At 59.7% G+C, this 16,278-nt stretch carries 16 protein-coding genes and 4 tRNA genes; 17 read left to right on the plus strand and 3 right to left on the minus strand.

All coding sequences use genetic code 11. The annotated features are described in order from the left end of the window. The first annotated feature begins 61 nt into the window (after window positions 1-61). From hemA to V5B59_RS20785, 5 genes are all read left to right on the plus strand, one after another. On the plus strand, window positions 62-1,324 hold the full coding sequence (hemA, locus tag V5B59_RS20765; protein ID WP_034914453.1) for a glutamyl-tRNA reductase: 1,263 nt from the start codon (window positions 62-64) through the stop codon (window positions 1,322-1,324). Window positions 1,325-1,382: 58 nt separating this feature from the next. After that, window positions 1,383-2,465: a peptide chain release factor 1 gene (prfA, locus tag V5B59_RS20770; RefSeq protein WP_034914451.1), complete on the plus strand. Its 1,083-nt coding sequence runs from the start codon at window positions 1,383-1,385 to the stop codon at window positions 2,463-2,465. A gap of 63 nt (window positions 2,466-2,528) precedes the next feature. Beyond that, on the plus strand, window positions 2,529-3,368 hold the full coding sequence (gene prmC / locus V5B59_RS20775; RefSeq protein WP_034914448.1) for a peptide chain release factor N(5)-glutamine methyltransferase: 840 nt from the start codon (window positions 2,529-2,531) through the stop codon (window positions 3,366-3,368). Window positions 3,369-3,439: 71 nt separating this feature from the next. Further along, window positions 3,440-3,763 carry a Grx4 family monothiol glutaredoxin gene (gene grxD / locus V5B59_RS20780; protein WP_034914457.1) on the plus strand — a complete coding sequence of 108 codons (324 nt, stop codon included), beginning with the start codon at window positions 3,440-3,442 and terminating at the stop codon, window positions 3,761-3,763. A 19-nt stretch (window positions 3,764-3,782) separates the two neighbouring features. Continuing rightward, a complete protein-coding gene (locus tag V5B59_RS20785; RefSeq protein ID WP_169069042.1) occupies window positions 3,783-4,316 on the plus strand; it encodes a hypothetical protein in 534 nt (177 codons plus the stop codon). Between the two features lie 32 nt (window positions 4,317-4,348). Here the strand turns inward: V5B59_RS20785 and V5B59_RS20790 are convergent, their stop codons facing one another. Together V5B59_RS20790 and argH are read right to left on the minus strand one after the other, a co-directional pair. Next, the gene (locus V5B59_RS20790) at window positions 4,349-5,635 is read right to left on the minus strand and encodes a serine/threonine-protein kinase (protein ID WP_169069041.1); all 1,287 of its coding nucleotides are present in this window, start codon (window positions 5,633-5,635) and stop codon (window positions 4,349-4,351) included. Window positions 5,636-5,653: 18 nt separating this feature from the next. Continuing rightward, entirely contained in the window at window positions 5,654-7,039 is a 1,386-nt protein-coding gene (gene argH, locus V5B59_RS20795; protein ID WP_169069040.1) for an argininosuccinate lyase, read from the minus strand. Window positions 7,040-7,100: 61 nt separating this feature from the next. Between argH and V5B59_RS20800 the strand changes: the two genes are divergently transcribed. The 5 genes from V5B59_RS20800 to V5B59_RS20820 all read left to right on the plus strand — a co-directional run bounded on the left by V5B59_RS20800 (window position 7,101) and on the right by V5B59_RS20820 (window position 11,490). Continuing rightward, window positions 7,101-8,135, plus strand: coding sequence for a sensor histidine kinase (locus V5B59_RS20800; RefSeq protein WP_169069083.1), 1,035 nt, complete (start codon window positions 7,101-7,103; stop codon window positions 8,133-8,135). Then, window positions 8,132-8,914 (plus strand): LytR/AlgR family response regulator transcription factor, encoded by a 783-nt coding sequence (locus V5B59_RS20805; RefSeq protein WP_169069039.1) that lies wholly within the window; start codon window positions 8,132-8,134, stop codon window positions 8,912-8,914. The genes V5B59_RS20800 and V5B59_RS20805 overlap by 4 nt, the downstream gene beginning before the upstream one ends. A gap of 67 nt (window positions 8,915-8,981) precedes the next feature. Continuing rightward, complete coding sequence (hemC, locus tag V5B59_RS20810) at window positions 8,982-10,001, plus strand: hydroxymethylbilane synthase (RefSeq protein WP_169069038.1); 1,020 nt, start codon at window positions 8,982-8,984, stop codon at window positions 9,999-10,001. Beyond that, entirely contained in the window at window positions 9,998-10,774 is a 777-nt protein-coding gene (locus tag V5B59_RS20815; RefSeq protein ID WP_169069037.1) for a uroporphyrinogen-III synthase, read from the plus strand. The genes hemC and V5B59_RS20815 overlap by 4 nt, the downstream gene beginning before the upstream one ends. 50 nt (window positions 10,775-10,824) lie before the next feature. Beyond that, window positions 10,825-11,490 carry an OmpA family protein gene (locus V5B59_RS20820; RefSeq protein WP_248594616.1) on the plus strand — a complete coding sequence of 222 codons (666 nt, stop codon included), beginning with the start codon at window positions 10,825-10,827 and terminating at the stop codon, window positions 11,488-11,490. Window positions 11,491-11,537: 47 nt separating this feature from the next. Here the strand turns inward: V5B59_RS20820 and V5B59_RS20825 are convergent, their stop codons facing one another. Next, window positions 11,538-13,436: a serine/threonine-protein kinase gene (locus V5B59_RS20825; protein ID WP_169069036.1), complete on the minus strand. Its 1,899-nt coding sequence runs from the start codon at window positions 13,434-13,436 to the stop codon at window positions 11,538-11,540. A 205-nt stretch (window positions 13,437-13,641) separates the two neighbouring features. On the opposite strand from V5B59_RS20825, the gene V5B59_RS20830 reads away from it, so the two are divergent. The 7 genes from V5B59_RS20830 (at window position 13,642) to nusG (ending at window position 16,240) form a co-directional block, all read left to right on the plus strand. Further along, window positions 13,642-13,723: transfer RNA gene (locus tag V5B59_RS20830), tRNA-Tyr, on the plus strand. Window positions 13,724-13,776: 53 nt separating this feature from the next. Continuing rightward, window positions 13,777-13,850 (plus strand) — tRNA-Gly (locus V5B59_RS20835). A 39-nt stretch (window positions 13,851-13,889) separates the two neighbouring features. Then, window positions 13,890-13,964, plus strand: a tRNA-Thr gene (locus tag V5B59_RS20840). A gap of 49 nt (window positions 13,965-14,013) precedes the next feature. Then, window positions 14,014-15,204, plus strand: coding sequence for an elongation factor Tu (gene tuf / locus V5B59_RS20845; protein ID WP_332352294.1), 1,191 nt, complete (start codon window positions 14,014-14,016; stop codon window positions 15,202-15,204). A gap of 53 nt (window positions 15,205-15,257) precedes the next feature. After that, window positions 15,258-15,333 (plus strand) — tRNA-Trp (locus V5B59_RS20850). Window positions 15,334-15,356: 23 nt separating this feature from the next. Further along, on the plus strand, window positions 15,357-15,710 hold the full coding sequence (secE, locus tag V5B59_RS20855) for a preprotein translocase subunit SecE (protein ID WP_034915442.1): 354 nt from the start codon (window positions 15,357-15,359) through the stop codon (window positions 15,708-15,710). Then, window positions 15,707-16,240: a transcription termination/antitermination protein NusG gene (gene nusG, locus V5B59_RS20860; RefSeq protein WP_034915444.1), complete on the plus strand. Its 534-nt coding sequence runs from the start codon at window positions 15,707-15,709 to the stop codon at window positions 16,238-16,240. Before secE ends, nusG begins: the two co-directional genes overlap by 4 nt. Window positions 16,241-16,278: the final 38 nt, after the last annotated feature.

Raw genomic sequence — 16,278 nt, forward strand, 5'->3', positions numbered from 1 at the left:
TGGTGTCAATGATATAATCCTTGTCTTTCCTGCCATTTGCCTTGCCTACCGACCTCCAAGAATGCCGCTGTTTACGCTTGGTATCAACCACCACACAGCACCTCTGTCGGTACGTGAGCAGGTGGCCTTTCATGCGGAAAGGGTGCACCAGGCGCTGACCGACCTGACGCGCTGCAAATCGGTTCAAGAGGCGGCGATTCTCTCCACCTGTAATCGCACTGAAGTGTACTTCGCTACCGATGTGCCTGAGGCGGCAAGCCAGTGGTTTGCCGACTATCATTGTCTTGCACACCACGAGATTGAGCCATACCTCTACACCTATCCCGAACGTGATGCCGTTCGCCATGCTTTCCGGGTGGCCAGCGGACTCGATTCGATGGTTCTTGGTGAGCCTCAGATTCTCGGCCAGATGAAGGAAGCAGTACGTGTGGCGGAGGAAGCCGGCACCCTCGGTACCACCTTGCACAAGCTGTTCCAGCATTCGTTTGCCGTCGCCAAGGAGGTACGTTCGACGACGGCGATCGGGGTCAACGTCGTTTCCATGGCCGCCGCCGCGGTGCGCCTGGCCGAGCGCATCTTCGAGCGGATCGCAGATCAGCGGCTCCTGTTGATTGGCGCCGGCGAGATGATCGAACTGTGCGCCAGGCATTTCGCGGAACAACGGCCGAAACAGGTGCTTGTTGCCAACCGAACGGTTGAGCGTGGACGGGCGCTTGCGGATCGTTTTGGCGGAACGGCGATCCGCCTCGAAGAGCTTGGCGAGCGATTGTCGCAGTTCGATATCATCGTCTCCTGTACGGCCAGTCCGCTGCCGATCATTGGTCTGGGCATGGTCGAGCGTGCCATCAAGATGCGCCGTCACCGCCCGATGTTCATGGTCGATCTCGCTGTCCCGCGTGATATCGAGATCGAGGTGGGCGATATGGACGATGTCTTCCTGTATACGGTTGATGATCTCGCTCAATTGGTCGCTTCGGGGCTCGAGTCGCGTCAGGCAGCAGTCGTTGACGCGGAAGCAATCATTGCCGAGCGTGTCGATGGATTCCTGCGCTGGCTGGCAACGCGTGGTACAGTGCCGGTCATTCGCGCGCTGCGCGATGCGGCTGAACGATCGCGTCGGCACGAGATGGAACATGCACTCAAGTTGTTGGCCAGAGGGGACGACCCGGCGCGTGTGCTCGAGCAGTTTTCACTCCGTTTGACCAACAAGTTCCTGCATGCACCAACACAGGCGCTGAGTCAGGCCAGCGGAGGCCGGGATGACTTGCCATCCCTGGCGGCACAGCTTTTCCACCTGCATGTGGAATCCCACCTCGGCGAATAACGGTGCGCATGTGCCAACTCATCAGGATTTGTCAGTCGCTGACGCGACTTTCACGCTAATGAACCAGAGTATTTGCGACAAACTTGAGCATCTGACCGGTCGTCTCGACGAGATCGACCGCATGCTGGCCAGTGGCGAGGCGACACGCGACATGGACGAGTACCGCAAACTGTCGCGCGAGCATGCCGAACTGGGCCCGGTGGTTTCCCTGTTTCAGGCCTGGCGGCAGCTCCAGTCTGATCTGTCTGCGGGGCTCGATATGCTGGCTGATCCGGAGATGCGGGAATTGGCTGAAGCTGAAGTGGCAGGTGCCAGGGAACGCCTGCCGGAGATCGAGGCAGAACTGCAAAAACTATTGCTGCCGAAGGATGCCAAGGACGATCGCAATGTCTTTCTTGAAATTCGCGCCGGCACGGGCGGTGACGAATCAGCACTGTTTGCAGGCAATCTGTTCCGCATGTACACGCGCTATGCCGAGCGCCGGGGCTGGCAAGTGGATGTCGTTTCCGCAAGTATTTCGGACCTCGGCGGGTACCGGGAAGTCATTGCGCGCATTATCGGGAATGGCGTCTACTCCAGACTCAAGTTCGAGTCGGGTGCTCATCGCGTGCAGCGTGTTCCGGATACCGAGACGCAAGGCCGTATCCACACATCCGCCTGTACGGTGGCGGTGATGCCCGAAGCCGATGCACTGGAGGAGGTACAGATCAATCCCACCGAGATTCGCATCGATACCTATCGGGCCTCAGGGGCGGGCGGGCAGCACATCAACAAGACCGATTCGGCCGTACGCATCACTCATCTGCCGACGGGCATCGTCGTCGAATGTCAGGATGATCGGTCGCAGCACAAGAACAAGGCGCAGGCGCTGTCCGTGCTGGTGGCGCGTATCCGGGACATGCAGGAACGTGAGCAACATGCGAACATCGCGTCGGCGCGCAGGAATCTGATTGGCAGTGGTGATCGCTCGGAGCGAATTCGAACCTATAATTTCCCGCAGGGGCGAGTGACTGATCACCGCATCAACCTGACGCTGTACAAGCTGGAGGCGGTCATGGACGGCGATCTCGATGAGCTGATCGCTGCGCTGACCGCAGAGTATCAGGCTGATCAGCTGGCGATGCTCGCCGAGAGCGCATGAAGCGATCGCTCAGACCCTGATGCGTGTCTTGGGCAGTGGCCAGGGCCAATGGGCCTGCGCTGAATGCTGCGGCTGGTGACGAGCATCGGCGAGGCCTGGCGTGTGGCCAGCCAGAGCATTGATCGACTGGATGCGCGTTTGCTCGTCGAGTATGTTGCCGATTGTACGCATGTCGACCTGCTGGTACGACCGACCCGAGCCTTGTCGACCGATCAGGTGGCTCGACTCGCGGCACTCGTCAAGCGTCGTTCTGGCGGAGAGCCGCTGGCGTATCTGGTGAACTCGGCAGAATTTTACACGCTCGAGTTTCAGGTCAGCCCGGCAGTGCTGATTCCACGTCCCGAAACGGAACTGCTGGTCGAACTGGCAATCCAACGACTGCAGTCATTACCCGCACCGAGGATTGTTGATCTCGGTACGGGTTGCGGGGTACTGGCGGTGACCCTCAAGTGCCTGTACCCGGCAGCCACTGTCAGCGCGGTCGACTTGTCTTTGGCGGCGCTCGAAGTGGCCGGCCGCAACGCCGCACGGCATGCGGCGGAGGTGAGCTTTTTTGCTGGTGACTGGTACGCACCGCTCGGCGAGGCGCGTTTCGACCTGATTGTTGCCAACCCACCTTATGTTGCGTATGCAGATCCGCATCTGCAGCAGAACGGTCTGCCCTTCGAGCCGCAGATGGCGCTAAGCGATGGGGTCGCTGGCGGCGACGGTCTGGCCTGTATTCGCGCAATCATCGGCGGTGCAGCCAGACATCTGCTGCCGGATGGCTGGCTGCTGATCGAACACGGTTACAATCAGTCAGCCGATGTGCGTAATCTGTTGTGGAGTGCAGGCTTGTCCGACGTGGCTTCCTGGCTGGATCTGTCGCAGGTCGAACGAGTCAGCGGTGCTTGTCTGCGTTGACGATGGGTGGTGTCAAGCGGTACACTAATCCCGATTGTTTCTATCAACTATAGTAATGACGAGGTTTGATGATGGATGTGCAGCAACTGATCAAGGAGCAGGTCACGAATAATCCGGTGGTCCTCTACATGAAGGGGACGCCACAATTTCCGCAATGTGGTTTTTCAGCGGTCACCGTGCAGATTCTGAAAGCCTGTGGTGTTTCCGGCTTCCTCAGCGTGGATGTGCTGGAGAATGCGGAGATTCGCAACGGTATCAAGGAATATGCCAACTGGCCAACGATTCCGCAGCTTTACGTGCGCGGCGAGTTTATCGGCGGCTGCGACATCATGCGCGAGATGTATGAAGAGGGTGAGTTGCAGAAACTGTTCGAAGGGCTCGCCGATCCGCTCTGACGGATGGTCGAAGCGCGAGATGGATACTGAACGCTCGAGCTGGCAATACCTGTGGGCCGTGGTCAGTGTATCCCTGCTATCGGCTTGCGCCGGCTACAGCGGCTGGAGTCTGCAGCCAGGTGTGGCGACCTTGCCGGAAGTGATGGCGACGATGGGCGCGCCGGCACTCCGCTGGAAGAACGCTGACGGCAGCGAGCAACTGGCGTATCCGCGTGGGCCGGCAGGTGCTCAGACATTCATGGTCTTCATCGATCCCGATGGGCGGCTGCGGCAGATTGAGGCGGTACTCGACATGGAGCATTTCGCTCGCATCGAGCCGGGGAAGAGCGACCAGGAGTCGGTGCTGCGTCTGATCGGTCCACCCGTGCCGCAGTGGACCAACTACTTCAAGGCGCGCGACGAACTGGTCTGGGAGTGGCAGTTTTGCGACGCGTGGAACCAGCTTGCACGCTTCGATGTGCTATTCGATGGCACTACCGGCATCGTTCGCACGAGCTACCAAAGGCAGGCCCTGATGGGCGTCAACGGTGTGGCTCCATTTTGCGGTCACTAGTGGTCCGCTGGCTGGCGCATCTTGGGGATGCCTCAGAAGGACACCAGACGGACGTTCGACGATGTCAGGCGCGCGCTGAGGACAGCCAGAAAAGATTGGTAGAAATGCATTCGACAGGCAGCGGAAGCGTCCTGTAAAGCGCTTTCGGTAATCCTCACCAGCTTGCCATCGGTCAGAGCGACAATATCCGCGCCACGTGTCGAGTTCGCTTTGCCGATCACCGCCATCTCTCCGAAACACTCTCCGGTGGTCAGCAGATCAAGGATCATGCCGTTCTTGAGGACCTTCAGTTCACCTTCGGCGAGGAAATAGAAACAATCGCCGACGTTGCCGTCCTGAATGATCACCTCACCAGGAGAAACGCGGATCCATTGAGAAAAACGCAGCACTTCCCAAAGCTCGACATCAGAGAAATCCGCGAAGAAGGCGAACGCACGCAGGGTGTCGAATTTTTCGACATCCGCCATCTGCTCAGCGGGAACGTCCAGGCTTCGGCCGCGGCAAGTCTGCGCCAGATCGCGTGCGAACTCTGCCCAGTTAGCGTAACGGTTCTCGAGTTTCTTGCTCATCGCGCGCGCGACGATGTTGTCCAACGACAACGGAATATCCGGGCGTAGCGCCGAAGGCCGGCGCGGCTCCGAGTGGATGATCTGGTAGATCAGGTCATAACTGTTGCGGGCCTGAAATGGAAGTTGTCCGGTCAGTAACTGGTACATGACAACGCCGAGAGAATAGATGTCGGTCTGGTGATCGAGTGTGTGATCTTTCACTTGTTGCGGTGACATGTAGGCTGGCGACCCCATGCCGAGAATCAGGGTGCGATCGGGCGAGCCAATGATCGCGGCGCCGAAATCGGAGATCTTGATCTCGCCCACGTTCGGGTCTGAACCCTCGACGAGGATATTGGCTGGCTTGATGTCACGATGAATGACGCCGGCCCGGAATGCAAAATCGAGCGCTCGCGTGCATTTGAAAATGATCTCGACGATGCGCTCGAATGACAGCAGCCGACCGGCTGCACAGGCTGTCTCCAGCGTGCCGCCCGCTACATATTCCATGACGATATAACAGAGGTGATCGTCGACCACCGCGTCATAAGTCTGGACGATGTGCGGGTGCGACAGCTTGCCGACCAGTGCGGCCTCATTGAGAAAGATATGTGTGTATAGCCTGCCCCGTTTGGGATCTCTCAGAATGTCCGGAAAGGCGACCTTGACCGCGACCTCGCGCTGGCTGAAAGGGTCGTTCCCGAGGTAGACGGTAGACGTTGCGCCATGGCCGATTTCCCGGACAAGTGTGTATTTGCCGATCTTCTCCATGCCAGCAAGGTGGGGTGCCTAGCCGCGACGCGCGCGCGCGATCGCCGCCAGAACCTGTTCCGGTGCCGTGCCGCCAACGTGGCGGCGCGCCGCCAGCGACCCATCGATGCTCAGTACCGCAAACACATCGTCGCTAATCCGCGTTGAGAAGCGCTGCAGTTCTCCGAGTGAAAGCTGCGCCAGGTCGACACCGAGTTCTTCGGCGCGGCGAACGGCCAGGCCGACGGCCTCGTGGGCATCGCGGAAAGGCAGGCCCTTGCGGGTCAGGTAGTCGGCCAGGTCGGTGGCGGTGGCAAATCCCTGGCGCAAGGCATCACGCATGTTTTCCGGGTTGGTGGTGATACCGGGAATCAGTTCGACAAAGATGCGCAGGGTATCGTTGACCGTGTCGATGGTGTCGAACAGCGGCTCCTTGTCTTCCTGGTTGTCCTTGTTGTAGGCCAGAGGCTGGCCTTTCATCAGCGTCAGCAAGGCCGTCAGATGACCGTAGATGCGGCCGGTCTTGCCGCGCGCCAACTCGGGTACGTCGGGATTCCGCTTCTGGGGCATGATCGAGCTGCCGGTACAGAATCGATCAGCGAGCCTGATGAAGCCGAAACGAGGATTCATCCACAGGACCAGTTCTTCGGACAGGCGCGAGATGTGCATCATCAGCAATGCGCAGGCGGCACAGAATTCGATCGCAAAGTCGCGGTCGGAAACGGCATCGAGCGAGTTTTCGCAAACCCCGTCAAAACCCAACAAATCTGCGACGAACTGACGATCGATCGGATAGGTGGTACCGGCCAGGGCGGCCGCACCGAGGGGCAAACGGTTGGTGCGTCGGCGACAGTCGGCAAAGCGCTCGGCGTCACGTCGCACCATTTCAAAATAGGCCAGCAGGTGATGGCCGAAGGTAATCGGCTGCGCGACCTGCAGGTGGGTGAAGCCGGGCAGCGCCGTGGCCGCTTCCTTTTCAGCAAGATCGAGCAGCCTGTCCTGGAATTTGCCGAGCAGGATGACGATGTCGTCGATGGAGTCACGCAGATACAGACGAATGTCGGTGGCGACCTGATCGTTGCGTGAGCGGCCGGTATGCAGGCGCTTGCCGGCGTCGCCGACGAGAGCGGTCAGGCGCTTCTCGATGTTCAGGTGCAGGTCTTCGAGGTCAAGTGACCAGACGAAGTTGCCGGTCTCGATTTCACTCACCACCTGCGCCATACCGCGCTCGATATCGGCCAGATCGTTGGTGCTGATGATGTTCTGTCGGGCCAGCATCGTGGCGTGTGCCAGCGAGGCACGAATGTCCTGACGCCACATTCGCCAGTCGAAATCCACCGATGCCGTGTAGCGCTTGACAAGGTCGGACATCGGCTCGGAGAAACGGCCGGCCCATGTATAGAGGGAAGAATCCGATTGGCTCATAAGGTACAGGTTCCTGGGCTAAAATCACTCGTAGAACCTTGTGCAGGCGCCATTTCGAGTGATGACAAGTATAAAGCAAAACCTGGCCGGTCAGCCGTTGCCGGATTTCCGTAATGCCGGAGTCATACTGCGCATCCTGCTCGGGGTAAACCTGCTGGCACTTTTCGCGGCCTTGGTGCAGAGCGAAGGGGTTGGCGACAGTGTGCAGCGTTACAGCGAACTGGCCGTCTGGGTGCAACCCTTGCTGCTCTTCAACCTGACCCTTCTGGCACTGCTCGGGAAGCGCTTGCGGCACCCTGCCATCTGGATCGGACGGGCGCTGGTGGTGCTGCTGGCCGCCGGTTCAGCGATCCTCCTGTCCGATCTCTGGCGCTTTCTGACCTTCGACGAGGGTGGCTGGTCGCGCCTGCTGAGAGCCGGCCTGCTCGGCGGGGCGGCGGCGGCGTTGATGCTGTTCTACTTGGCCTTGCGCGCCAGCGCATTGTCGCCAGCGCTTGTCGAAGCGCGCCTGCAATCGCTGACCGCTCGCATCCGGCCGCATTTCCTGTTCAACAGTCTGAATGCCATCATCTCGCTGATTCGTCTTGATCCGAGGCGCGCCGAGACAGCGCTTGAAGAGTTGGCCGAACTCTTTCGGGCGTTCATGCGTGACCATCGGGAACTGATCCCACTGGCCGAAGAGATGGCTTTGTGTCGGCAGTATCTTGACCTCGAAAAGCTGCGTCTTGGCGAACGTCTGAACGTCGAATGGGAGGTGACTGATCTGCCGGCCAATCTCAAGGTGCCGCCGCTGATGGTGCAACCGTTGCTGGAGAATGCCGTCTATCACGGTATCGAACCTTCCGGGGAGAGCGGTACGATTCGTATTCGCATGCTGCGGCGTGGCTACGAATTGCACATCGACCTCGTCAATCCCTGCGGCGGCGATGCCGAGCATCAGCGTGGCAACCACATGGCACTGGATAACATTCGCGAACGGCTGGCACTGTACTACGATCTGGAAGCCCGTATCGAGATCGATAAAGTGCTCCTCGTAGACGGTCAGCGCGAGTATCGGGTACATATCGTTCTCCCTTGTCGCGATCACTCGCCATGATTCCCGTAGTTTCGCCCGGCGTCCTTTCCGTGATGATTGTCGATGATGAAGCGCCCGCGCGCGTGCGCTTGCGGGATCTGCTGGCTGATCTTGCACCGGTGCTGCCCAACGAACTCGTTGCCGAAGCAGAGAACGGCTTGCTCGCCCTGGCAGCGGTCGCCAGCCGACCGGTGGACGTCGCTCTGGTCGACATTCAGATGCCCAGGATGGACGGAATTGCGCTCGCGCGTCGTCTGTCGGAACTTGCACAGCCGCCGGCGGTAATCTTTGTCACTGCCTTTGATGCATACGCGGTGCAAGCCTTCGAACTCAACGTCGTGGACTATCTATTGAAACCGGTGCGGGCGCAGCGTTTGCTCGCCGCCTTACAGAAGGTTCGACCACTACGGCCGCCTACATCAAGGTCACCTGCTCCGCTGCAACCGGCGGCCCGCAGCCACCTCACCTGCCACGAACGTGGTCGTTTGCTGCTGATTCCAGTGGCCGGGATCATTTACTTCAAAGCTGACCTGAAGTACGTCACAGCGCGTACCCGTGATCGGGAATACCTACTTGACGAGTCGCTGTCTCATCTCGAACAGGAGTTTGGCGAGCAGTTTCTCCGCCTGCACCGCAGCGTTCTGGTCGCCAGGGAGGCGCTTGTCGGTTTCGAGAAGAGTGGCTCCGACGATGCCGAGACGCAGTGGCAGGCAATGCTGCGCGACATTCCTGAACGGCTTCCCGTCAGTCGCCGGCAGTGGCCGCTGGTCAAGTCCTTCGCCCATCATTTCGCTCCCTGATCGTCCACACATCCAGCGATTGGCCTCGCCAAACGGGGTTCGCAGGCATGCTAGAATCCTGCTCTTGATGTCGGCATGGTTGGCGACGAAGCTGCCTGCGCGTGTCGGCGGTACGGCTTTACATAACCGGAATCCTGCCTTGAACTCAGCAAAGCCAGTTCATTCGCATATTGTCATTGCCTCGCGTGAGTCGCGCCTTGCCCTATGGCAAGCGGAGCACGTTCGCAGTCGCCTGATGGAATTATACCCACAGAGTTGCGTCGAGATCCTCGGCATGACCACTCGCGGCGACCAGATTCTCGACCGCCCCTTGTCGGCGATCGGCGGTAAAGGGCTGTTCATCAAGGAACTCGAGGTCGCGATGCAGGAGGGCCGCGCCGACCTCGCCGTGCATTCGATGAAGGATCTGCCGATGGAAATGCCGGATGGCTTCGTCCTTGCGGCCATCTCGGCGCGTGAAAATCCTTGTGATGCCTTTGTTTCGAACCGCTTTGCCGGACTCGACGAGTTGCCGGCCAGAGCCCTGGTCGGCACCTCCAGCCTGCGTCGCGAAGCAATCCTGCGTGCCGGATATCCGCAACTCGTGATCCGTGGCCTGCGCGGCAACCTCGATACGCGGCTCAGAAAGCTCGATGCCGGTGAGTATGATGCGATCATCCTTGCTGCCGCGGGTCTGATTCGGCTGGGCCTGGCGGCGCGGATCAGGTCCCTCCTGACGCCCGAGCAGTCGCTGCCGGCACCAGGGCAAGGAGTCCTCGGAGTCGAGGTCGCGTCGGTGCGTGCCGACATCATGGCGCTGCTGGGACCGCTCAATGACCATGAGAGCGCGCACTGCGTGCGCGCCGAACGGGCTTTTTCGCGTGCCCTGGGCGGTAGCTGCCAGCTGCCGCTCGCTGCCTACGCAGTGCTCGAGAACGGTCGCCTCTGGCTGCGTGGCTTCATCGCGACGCCGGACGGCAGGCAGATGGTCGCCGGGGACCTGCACGGCGCGCCGGAAGATGACGAGTCGATCGGTCGCAGGCTCGCGCAGAGGCTGCGTGAGCAGGGGGCGGATGCCATCCTCGAGAAGCTCGCAGTCGGCCAATGACGAAGTCCTTGCGAGGCCGGACGATCGTCGTGACGCGCCCGCGCGCACAGGCGACGCGTCTGGCTGACTGGATTGCCGAGCAGGGTGGCGAGCCGGTGATCTTTCCACTGCTCGAGATTACTCCGCTTGCCGACCCTGCTCCCTTGCAGGCGGCGATCGTGCGCCTCGGAAACTATTCGCTGGCAATCTTCATCAGCCCGAATGCCGTCGATTTCAGTCTGCCGGCGATTCTTGCCAGCCAGGGGTGGCCGTCGGGTCTGCGAGCGGTGGCGATTGGCCAGAGCAGCGTCGCGCTGCTCGCCCGTTATGGGATTGGTAATGCGCTGGCACCGGTCGAGCGCTTCGATTCGGAGGCGCTGCTCGAACTTCCGGAAATGCAGCGAGTATGCGTCGCTGGCAAGCGTGTGCTGATCTTTCGCGGCAATGGTGGCCGTGGGCTGTTGGCCGATACGCTGCGTGAACGGGGCGCCGAAGTCGATGAGGTGAGTTGCTACCAGCGCTCGGCACCGGCTGACGCGGCCCCGCTGCAGGCACTATGGCGCAGAGGCCAACTCGACGCGCTGACGATTTCATCGAGCGAAGGCTTGCGTAATCTGGTCGATCTGCTCGACGCGCCGGCGCGCTCCTTGCTGCGCAGTACGCCGATGTTCGTGCCACACCAGCGTATCGCCGAACTGGCGCAGGCGCTTGCCATGCAGCGGGTGATCCTGACCGGAGCAGCCGATGCAGGGATCATCGCGGCTTTGCGCACCCATGATTGGCAGCGATCATGAACGAAGAAGCGAGGAGGTTCGATGCGGCTGGCGTCGGGATAATTTTGTAGATGGATGCTGCGGGCGGGTTAACAGTACACTACACTGTGACGATGCTGCCGACAGCATGGTGCACGAGGTTGATTTCGATCAATGTGGAATTGTGTTCTGGGAGTGATCACATGAAATACGTCAGACTTATGGGATTTTTGTTCTGTGCGCTGGCACCGATGGTCTCGTACGCGCAGGGTGAATATGTGCTCAGGCCCGAGGAAATCAACGAGCGAGCGCTGATCGATATGCTCGCTCCGGAGACGGCAGCGAGGCCAGCGAGGCCGAAATCACGCTCGATCAACGTCATGCGCGAGGAGAGTTCGCCGACAGCCAGCAAGCCGGCGGCGGCATCATTGCTGATCATTTTCGAGACCAACTCGGCAACTCTCACGCCGAAAGGCAAGCAGTCTCTGGATGTCGTGGGTCGCGCATTGAATTCGGAAAAGCTTGTCCCCTTCAGTTTCACCATCGAGGGCCATTCTGATCCGCGCGGCGGCGACGAACTCAACCTGAAGTTATCGCAGGCACGCGCCGAAAGCGTCGTTGGCTATTTGTCCGATAGCCACCAGGTCGAACGGAGCCGCCTCAAACCCGTTGGCAAGGGACCGACCGAACTGCTCAATCCAGCCCGTCCTGACGCTCCGGAAAACCGCCGTGTGACGATCAAGCGGCTCGACAAATAAAGGCAGGCAAAGCTTTTCGGGCGCCCCCCCGCGGTAGGTGGCGCCACTCAGTTCACCTCTTCGATCGCGAAGAGCGCCGCGCCATAGCTGGCAGAGCAGCGGCGACCGGCCGGGCAAACCACCTTGCCGGCAAAAGGATTGCCGGCACCGGAACGTGGCTCGCGCGCGATTCGCTCGGCCACTTTGATCGGGAACTCGGCAAAGGGATCGACCTTTTTAAGACCGGCGGCAGTGAAGTCCCGACGGTTTTCCGAAACGATGGCGACGAAACGATTGACCCCTGGCGGCCCAGCCGCAGTCATCGCCCAACCGGGCCGAGGCAGATTCAGTTCTCCGTCGCCGGCAATCCCGTTGTCGGCGTCGATGGCATTGGGAAAAAGCAGGTTGAACTGCTTGTGGTCAGTACCCACCATCAGGATGTACAGATAGCCCGGCTTGAGCGAACTCACGCGGAAGCGAAGCTTGTCCTGGTCGATCCTCACCTTTGCCTTCTCCGGCACCACTGCCACGACGTGCTCCTGGTCGCGCTGTTGATAAATCTCCTGCAGCATGTCGACCGGGTCAAACGGCTTGACGGTGCCATCTGAAGGGCTGGTCGTGCCATTCTTGCCAAGCAGAAGTTCCACCAATTGCTGCTCGGTCAGTCCCTTCTTGTCCGCCGTCTGAATATGCGCTGTCGGAGTTGCCGATGACTCGGCAGGAGCCGTGGCAGGCTTGGCAGCCGTCGCCTGCTGCGTCACCGAGGTACCTGCAGAACGCGCTTCGGTGGTAGCTGACGGAGCCAGCGCAGCGGGGGGCGCCTGCGGCGGTGTGCTGTCCGGAGTCGACCTGATGGCGTAGAACGCGCCACCGGCAATCAAAATCATCGCACCTGCCAAGCCAGTATAGAGTGCCACCTTGCTGCGTTTCTCCGTTACCGGCCCACTGCTCATCGGCGTCACGGTCTCCGGGGGCAGGCCAGGTGGCTTGCCGTTTGGCCTCTCTTTTTTTGCCAGCAGGCTACGGAACTCGGCAATCGTTTGCGGGCGATCCTCGGGTCTGACCGCCAGACCGCGATCGATGGCGTGCAGGAAGCCTTCGTTGTAACGACCAGCGGCAGCCTGCGTCAGCGGCACCATCGTATCCTTGATCGTTCGGCCGACCGACGGCGTCGGCGGCCGTCCGGTAATCGCGTTGTAAACCACGGCCGACAAGGCATAGATGTCGGTCCACGCACCCTGTTTATCATGCGACTCCTCGGCATACTGCTCCAGGGGCGCATAACCCGGCTTGAGGATCACCGTAAGCGCTTGCGTCCTGTCGCTGATCACCCGCCGGGCCGCACCGAAATCCAGCAGTACCGGGCGGCCGTCGGCCAGCAAGAGAATGTTGTCCGGGGCAATGTCGCGGTGGAAACAGTTCTCCTTGTGAAGAACTTCCAGAGCTTCGAGCAAGGGGTCGATCACGGCCCTCAGCCAGTCCTCGTCCGGCGGCCCCGGCATCTTCTGCAGGGCGTGCTTGAGGGTAACGCCCTCGTAGAACGGCATGATCATGTAGGCCGTTCCGTTGGCTTCCCAGAAGCGATACACCTTGACCAGCGAGCGATGATCGAACTGTGCCAGCATCCGCGCTTCATTGACAAAGCTTCGCAAGCCGATCGCAAAGGTTTCCGCCAGGCGAGCCGACTTGACTACGACGGTCAGGCCGTCGACTCTCGCTGCCAGGGACCAGGGCATATATTCCTTGAGCGCGACGTTACGTCCAAGCGAGTGATCGTGAGCGAGGTAGACGATCCCGAAGCCACCTATCCCGATCAGGTCGGTGATCTCGAATTCGCCGATCTTGGTACCCAGTCGCAGGGCGTTGCCGACAATGTCACCGCCCGCTGCCGCCTCAACTGCCGGAGGCGATGGCGCCGCTTGTGTGCGTACGGACCAAGTCGGATCGTAGTCTTCCGGTTCAGACATCAGGTTCCTTGTATTCGAGGCGACAACACCAAGCTTAACATTCTGCCGCAAGTTTACTTGCACGGCAAAATGATAGACGCACGATCCGTGAGGAAAGAACTAAAGAACTAGGCGAGGAAACCCTGGCTGGGTTATAATTTCTTGTTGGCCAAAAAAATGGTTTGACAGTTCTTTAATGTGGCGTCAGAATTATGGGTTGTTAGCTGGAGGGATACCCAAGTGGCCAACGGGATCAGACTGTAAATCTGACGGCTCTGCCTTCGAAGGTTCGAATCCTTCTCCCTCCACAGAAACGCCGCTGTTGGTGATGCTGTCAAATCGTTCTTCGGGCAATGCTTTTGCGGGTGTAGCTCAATGGTAGAGCTGAAGCCTTCCAAGCTTATGACGAGGGTTCGATTCCCTTCACCCGCTCCAGGTTGGCCGCAAAATTATGTTTCAAGCTTCTCGAGCGATGCCCATGTAGCTCAGCGGTAGAGCACTCCCTTGGTAAGGGAGAGGTCGACAGTTCAATTCTGTCCATGGGCACCACTGCTTGGTGCTGTAGATTATTAACTTCTAACGTCTTGGGGACCGGTAAATGGCCAAGGGAAAATTTGAGCGTACGAAGCCGCACGTCAACGTCGGCACGATTGGGCACGTCGATCACGGGAAGACCACGTTGACGGCGGCGATCACGACGATTCTGGCGAAGAAATTTGGCGGTGTTGCCAAGGCCTACGACCAGATCGACGCCGCGCCCGAGGAAAAGGCGCGCGGCATCACGATCAATACGGCGCACGTCGAGTACGAGACGTCCAAGCGTCACTATGCGCACGTGGATTGCCCGGGTCACGCCGACTACATCAAGAACATGATTACTGGTGCGGCGCAGATGGACGGCGCGATTCTGGTGGTTTCGGCGGCGGATGGCCCGATGCCGCAAACGCGCGAGCACATTTTGCTGGCGCGTCAGGTGGGTGTGCCGTACGTTGTCGTGTATCTGAACAAGTGCGACATGGTGGACGACGCCGAGTTGCTGGAGCTGGTCGACATGGAAGTGCGCGAACTGCTGTCCAAGTACGATTTTCCGGGAGACGACACGCCGATCATCCAGGGTTCGGCGCTGAAGGCGCTGGAAGGCGATACGGGTCCGCTGGGGGAGCAGTCGGTGATGGCGCTGGCGGATGCGCTGGATGCCTACATTCCGACGCCGCAGCGGGCGATCGACAAACCTTTCCTGTTGCCGATCGAGGACGTGTTCTCGATTTCCGGTCGGGGTACGGTGGTGACGGGACGTGTCGAGCGGGGCGTCGTCAAGGTGGGTGAAGAAGTCGAGATTGTCGGCATCAAGCCGACGGTGAAGACGATCTGCACGGGTGTGGAGATGTTCCGCAAACTGCTCGACCAGGGTCAGGCCGGCGACAACGTGGGCGTGCTGCTGCGCGGCACCAAGCGTGACGACGTCGAGCGCGGGCAGGTGCTGGCGAAGCCGGGTTCGATCAAGCCGCACACGCATTTCACCGGAGAGGTGTACTGTCTGTCGAAGGAAGAGGGGGGGCGTCATACGCCGTTCTTCAACAACTATCGTCCGCAATTCTACTTCCGGACGACGGACGTGACCGGCGCCATCGCCATGCCGGAAGGCGTCGAAATGGTCATGCCAGGGGACAATGTCCAGATGACGGTCAAGCTGATTGCCCCGATCGCCATGGAAGAAGGCCTGCGCTTTGCGATCCGCGAAGGAGGACGTACCGTCGGCGCCGGCGTGGTGGCGAAAATCATCGAATAAAGTCCAGTCAAGGTGCAGCGGCGGCTCTTTTGGAACTGCCGCAGTTCTGCTGCAGGGGCATAGCTCAACTGGCAGAGCGTCGGTCTCCAAAACCGAAGGTTGGGGGTTCGATTCCCTCTGCCCCTGCCATCCATGTAACCGAAGCGGACTAAATGGCCGATAAATTCAAGTTTGCGTTAGCGGTATTGCTGCTTGTGGCCGGCGTCGCTGGCTTTTACCTTCTCGCCGACCAGGCCATGATCCTGCGTGTGCTCGCCGTCTTGGCTGGGGCTGGTCTTGCTGCCGCGGCCGCCTGGAAAACTGAGCAAGGTCGTCGTTTCTTCGACTTTTCCAAAGAGGCGACGAACGAAGCAAAAAAGGTCGTCTGGCCTTCGCGCAAGGAAACCATGCAGACCACAGGTCTGGTATTCGCGTTCGTGGTGGTGATGGCTCTCTTTCTCTGGCTGACCGACAAGAGTCTGGAATGGCTTCTGTACGATGTGGTTCTTGGGTGGAGGAAGGTATGAGCATGCGCTGGTACGTGGTACACGCCTATTCCGGGTTCGAGAAGAGCGTGCAGCGCGCATTGCTCGAACGTATCCAGAGACAGGCCATGCAGCATGCGTTTGGCCGCATTCTCGTGCCTGTGGAAGAAGTGGTGGAACTCAAGATGGGCCAGAAAAGCATTTCCGAACGGAAGTTCTTCCCCGGCTATGTGCTGGTGGAAATGGAAATGAACGATGACTCCTGGCACTTGGTAAAGAGCACGCCAAAAGTGACCGGTTTTGTCGGTGGAACGGCCAACAAGCCGACACCGATTTCCGAAAAGGAAGTCGAAAAGATCATGCAGCAGATGCAGGACGGTGTCGACAAGCCGCGCCCGAAAGTTCTCTTCGAGCCCGGAGAGATTGTTCGCGTCAAGGATGGTCCCTTTACCGATTTCCACGGCGCCGTTGAGCAGGTGAATTACGAGAAAAACCGTTTGCGTGTTTCGGTGACGATCTTTGGTCGTCCCACGCCGGTAGAGCTGGAGTTTGGGCAGGTCGAAAAGGCATGACCCGGCAAGTGAGTGGCGGCGCGTGCGCTTCATTTGAC

The sequence above is a fragment of the Candidatus Accumulibacter contiguus genome (assembly GCF_036625285.1).
Taxonomy (GTDB): domain Bacteria; phylum Pseudomonadota; class Gammaproteobacteria; order Burkholderiales; family Rhodocyclaceae; genus Accumulibacter; species Accumulibacter contiguus.

Excerpts from the sequence above, each read along its gene's own strand:
- hemA (WP_034914453.1), top strand. The coding sequence starts at position 62 with ATGCCGCTGTTTACGCTTGGTATCAACCACCACACAGCACCTCTGTCG.
- prfA (WP_034914451.1), top strand. The coding sequence starts at position 1,383 with ATGAACCAGAGTATTTGCGACAAACTTGAGCATCTGACCGGTCGTCTC.
- prmC (WP_034914448.1), top strand. The coding sequence starts at position 2,529 with ATGCTGCGGCTGGTGACGAGCATCGGCGAGGCCTGGCGTGTGGCCAGC.
- grxD (WP_034914457.1), top strand. The coding sequence starts at position 3,440 with ATGGATGTGCAGCAACTGATCAAGGAGCAGGTCACGAATAATCCGGTG.
- V5B59_RS20785 (WP_169069042.1), top strand. The coding sequence starts at position 3,783 with ATGGATACTGAACGCTCGAGCTGGCAATACCTGTGGGCCGTGGTCAGT.
- V5B59_RS20790 (WP_169069041.1), bottom strand. The coding sequence starts at position 5,635 with ATGGAGAAGATCGGCAAATACACACTTGTCCGGGAAATCGGCCATGGC.
- argH (WP_169069040.1), bottom strand. The coding sequence starts at position 7,039 with ATGAGCCAATCGGATTCTTCCCTCTATACATGGGCCGGCCGTTTCTCC.
- V5B59_RS20800 (WP_169069083.1), top strand. The coding sequence starts at position 7,101 with ATGACAAGTATAAAGCAAAACCTGGCCGGTCAGCCGTTGCCGGATTTC.
- V5B59_RS20805 (WP_169069039.1), top strand. The coding sequence starts at position 8,132 with ATGATTCCCGTAGTTTCGCCCGGCGTCCTTTCCGTGATGATTGTCGAT.
- hemC (WP_169069038.1), top strand. The coding sequence starts at position 8,982 with ATGTCGGCATGGTTGGCGACGAAGCTGCCTGCGCGTGTCGGCGGTACG.
- V5B59_RS20815 (WP_169069037.1), top strand. The coding sequence starts at position 9,998 with ATGACGAAGTCCTTGCGAGGCCGGACGATCGTCGTGACGCGCCCGCGC.
- V5B59_RS20820 (WP_248594616.1), top strand. The coding sequence starts at position 10,825 with ATGGATGCTGCGGGCGGGTTAACAGTACACTACACTGTGACGATGCTG.
- V5B59_RS20825 (WP_169069036.1), bottom strand. The coding sequence starts at position 13,436 with ATGTCTGAACCGGAAGACTACGATCCGACTTGGTCCGTACGCACACAA.
- tuf (WP_332352294.1), top strand. The coding sequence starts at position 14,014 with ATGGCCAAGGGAAAATTTGAGCGTACGAAGCCGCACGTCAACGTCGGC.
- secE (WP_034915442.1), top strand. The coding sequence starts at position 15,357 with ATGGCCGATAAATTCAAGTTTGCGTTAGCGGTATTGCTGCTTGTGGCC.
- nusG (WP_034915444.1), top strand. The coding sequence starts at position 15,707 with ATGAGCATGCGCTGGTACGTGGTACACGCCTATTCCGGGTTCGAGAAG.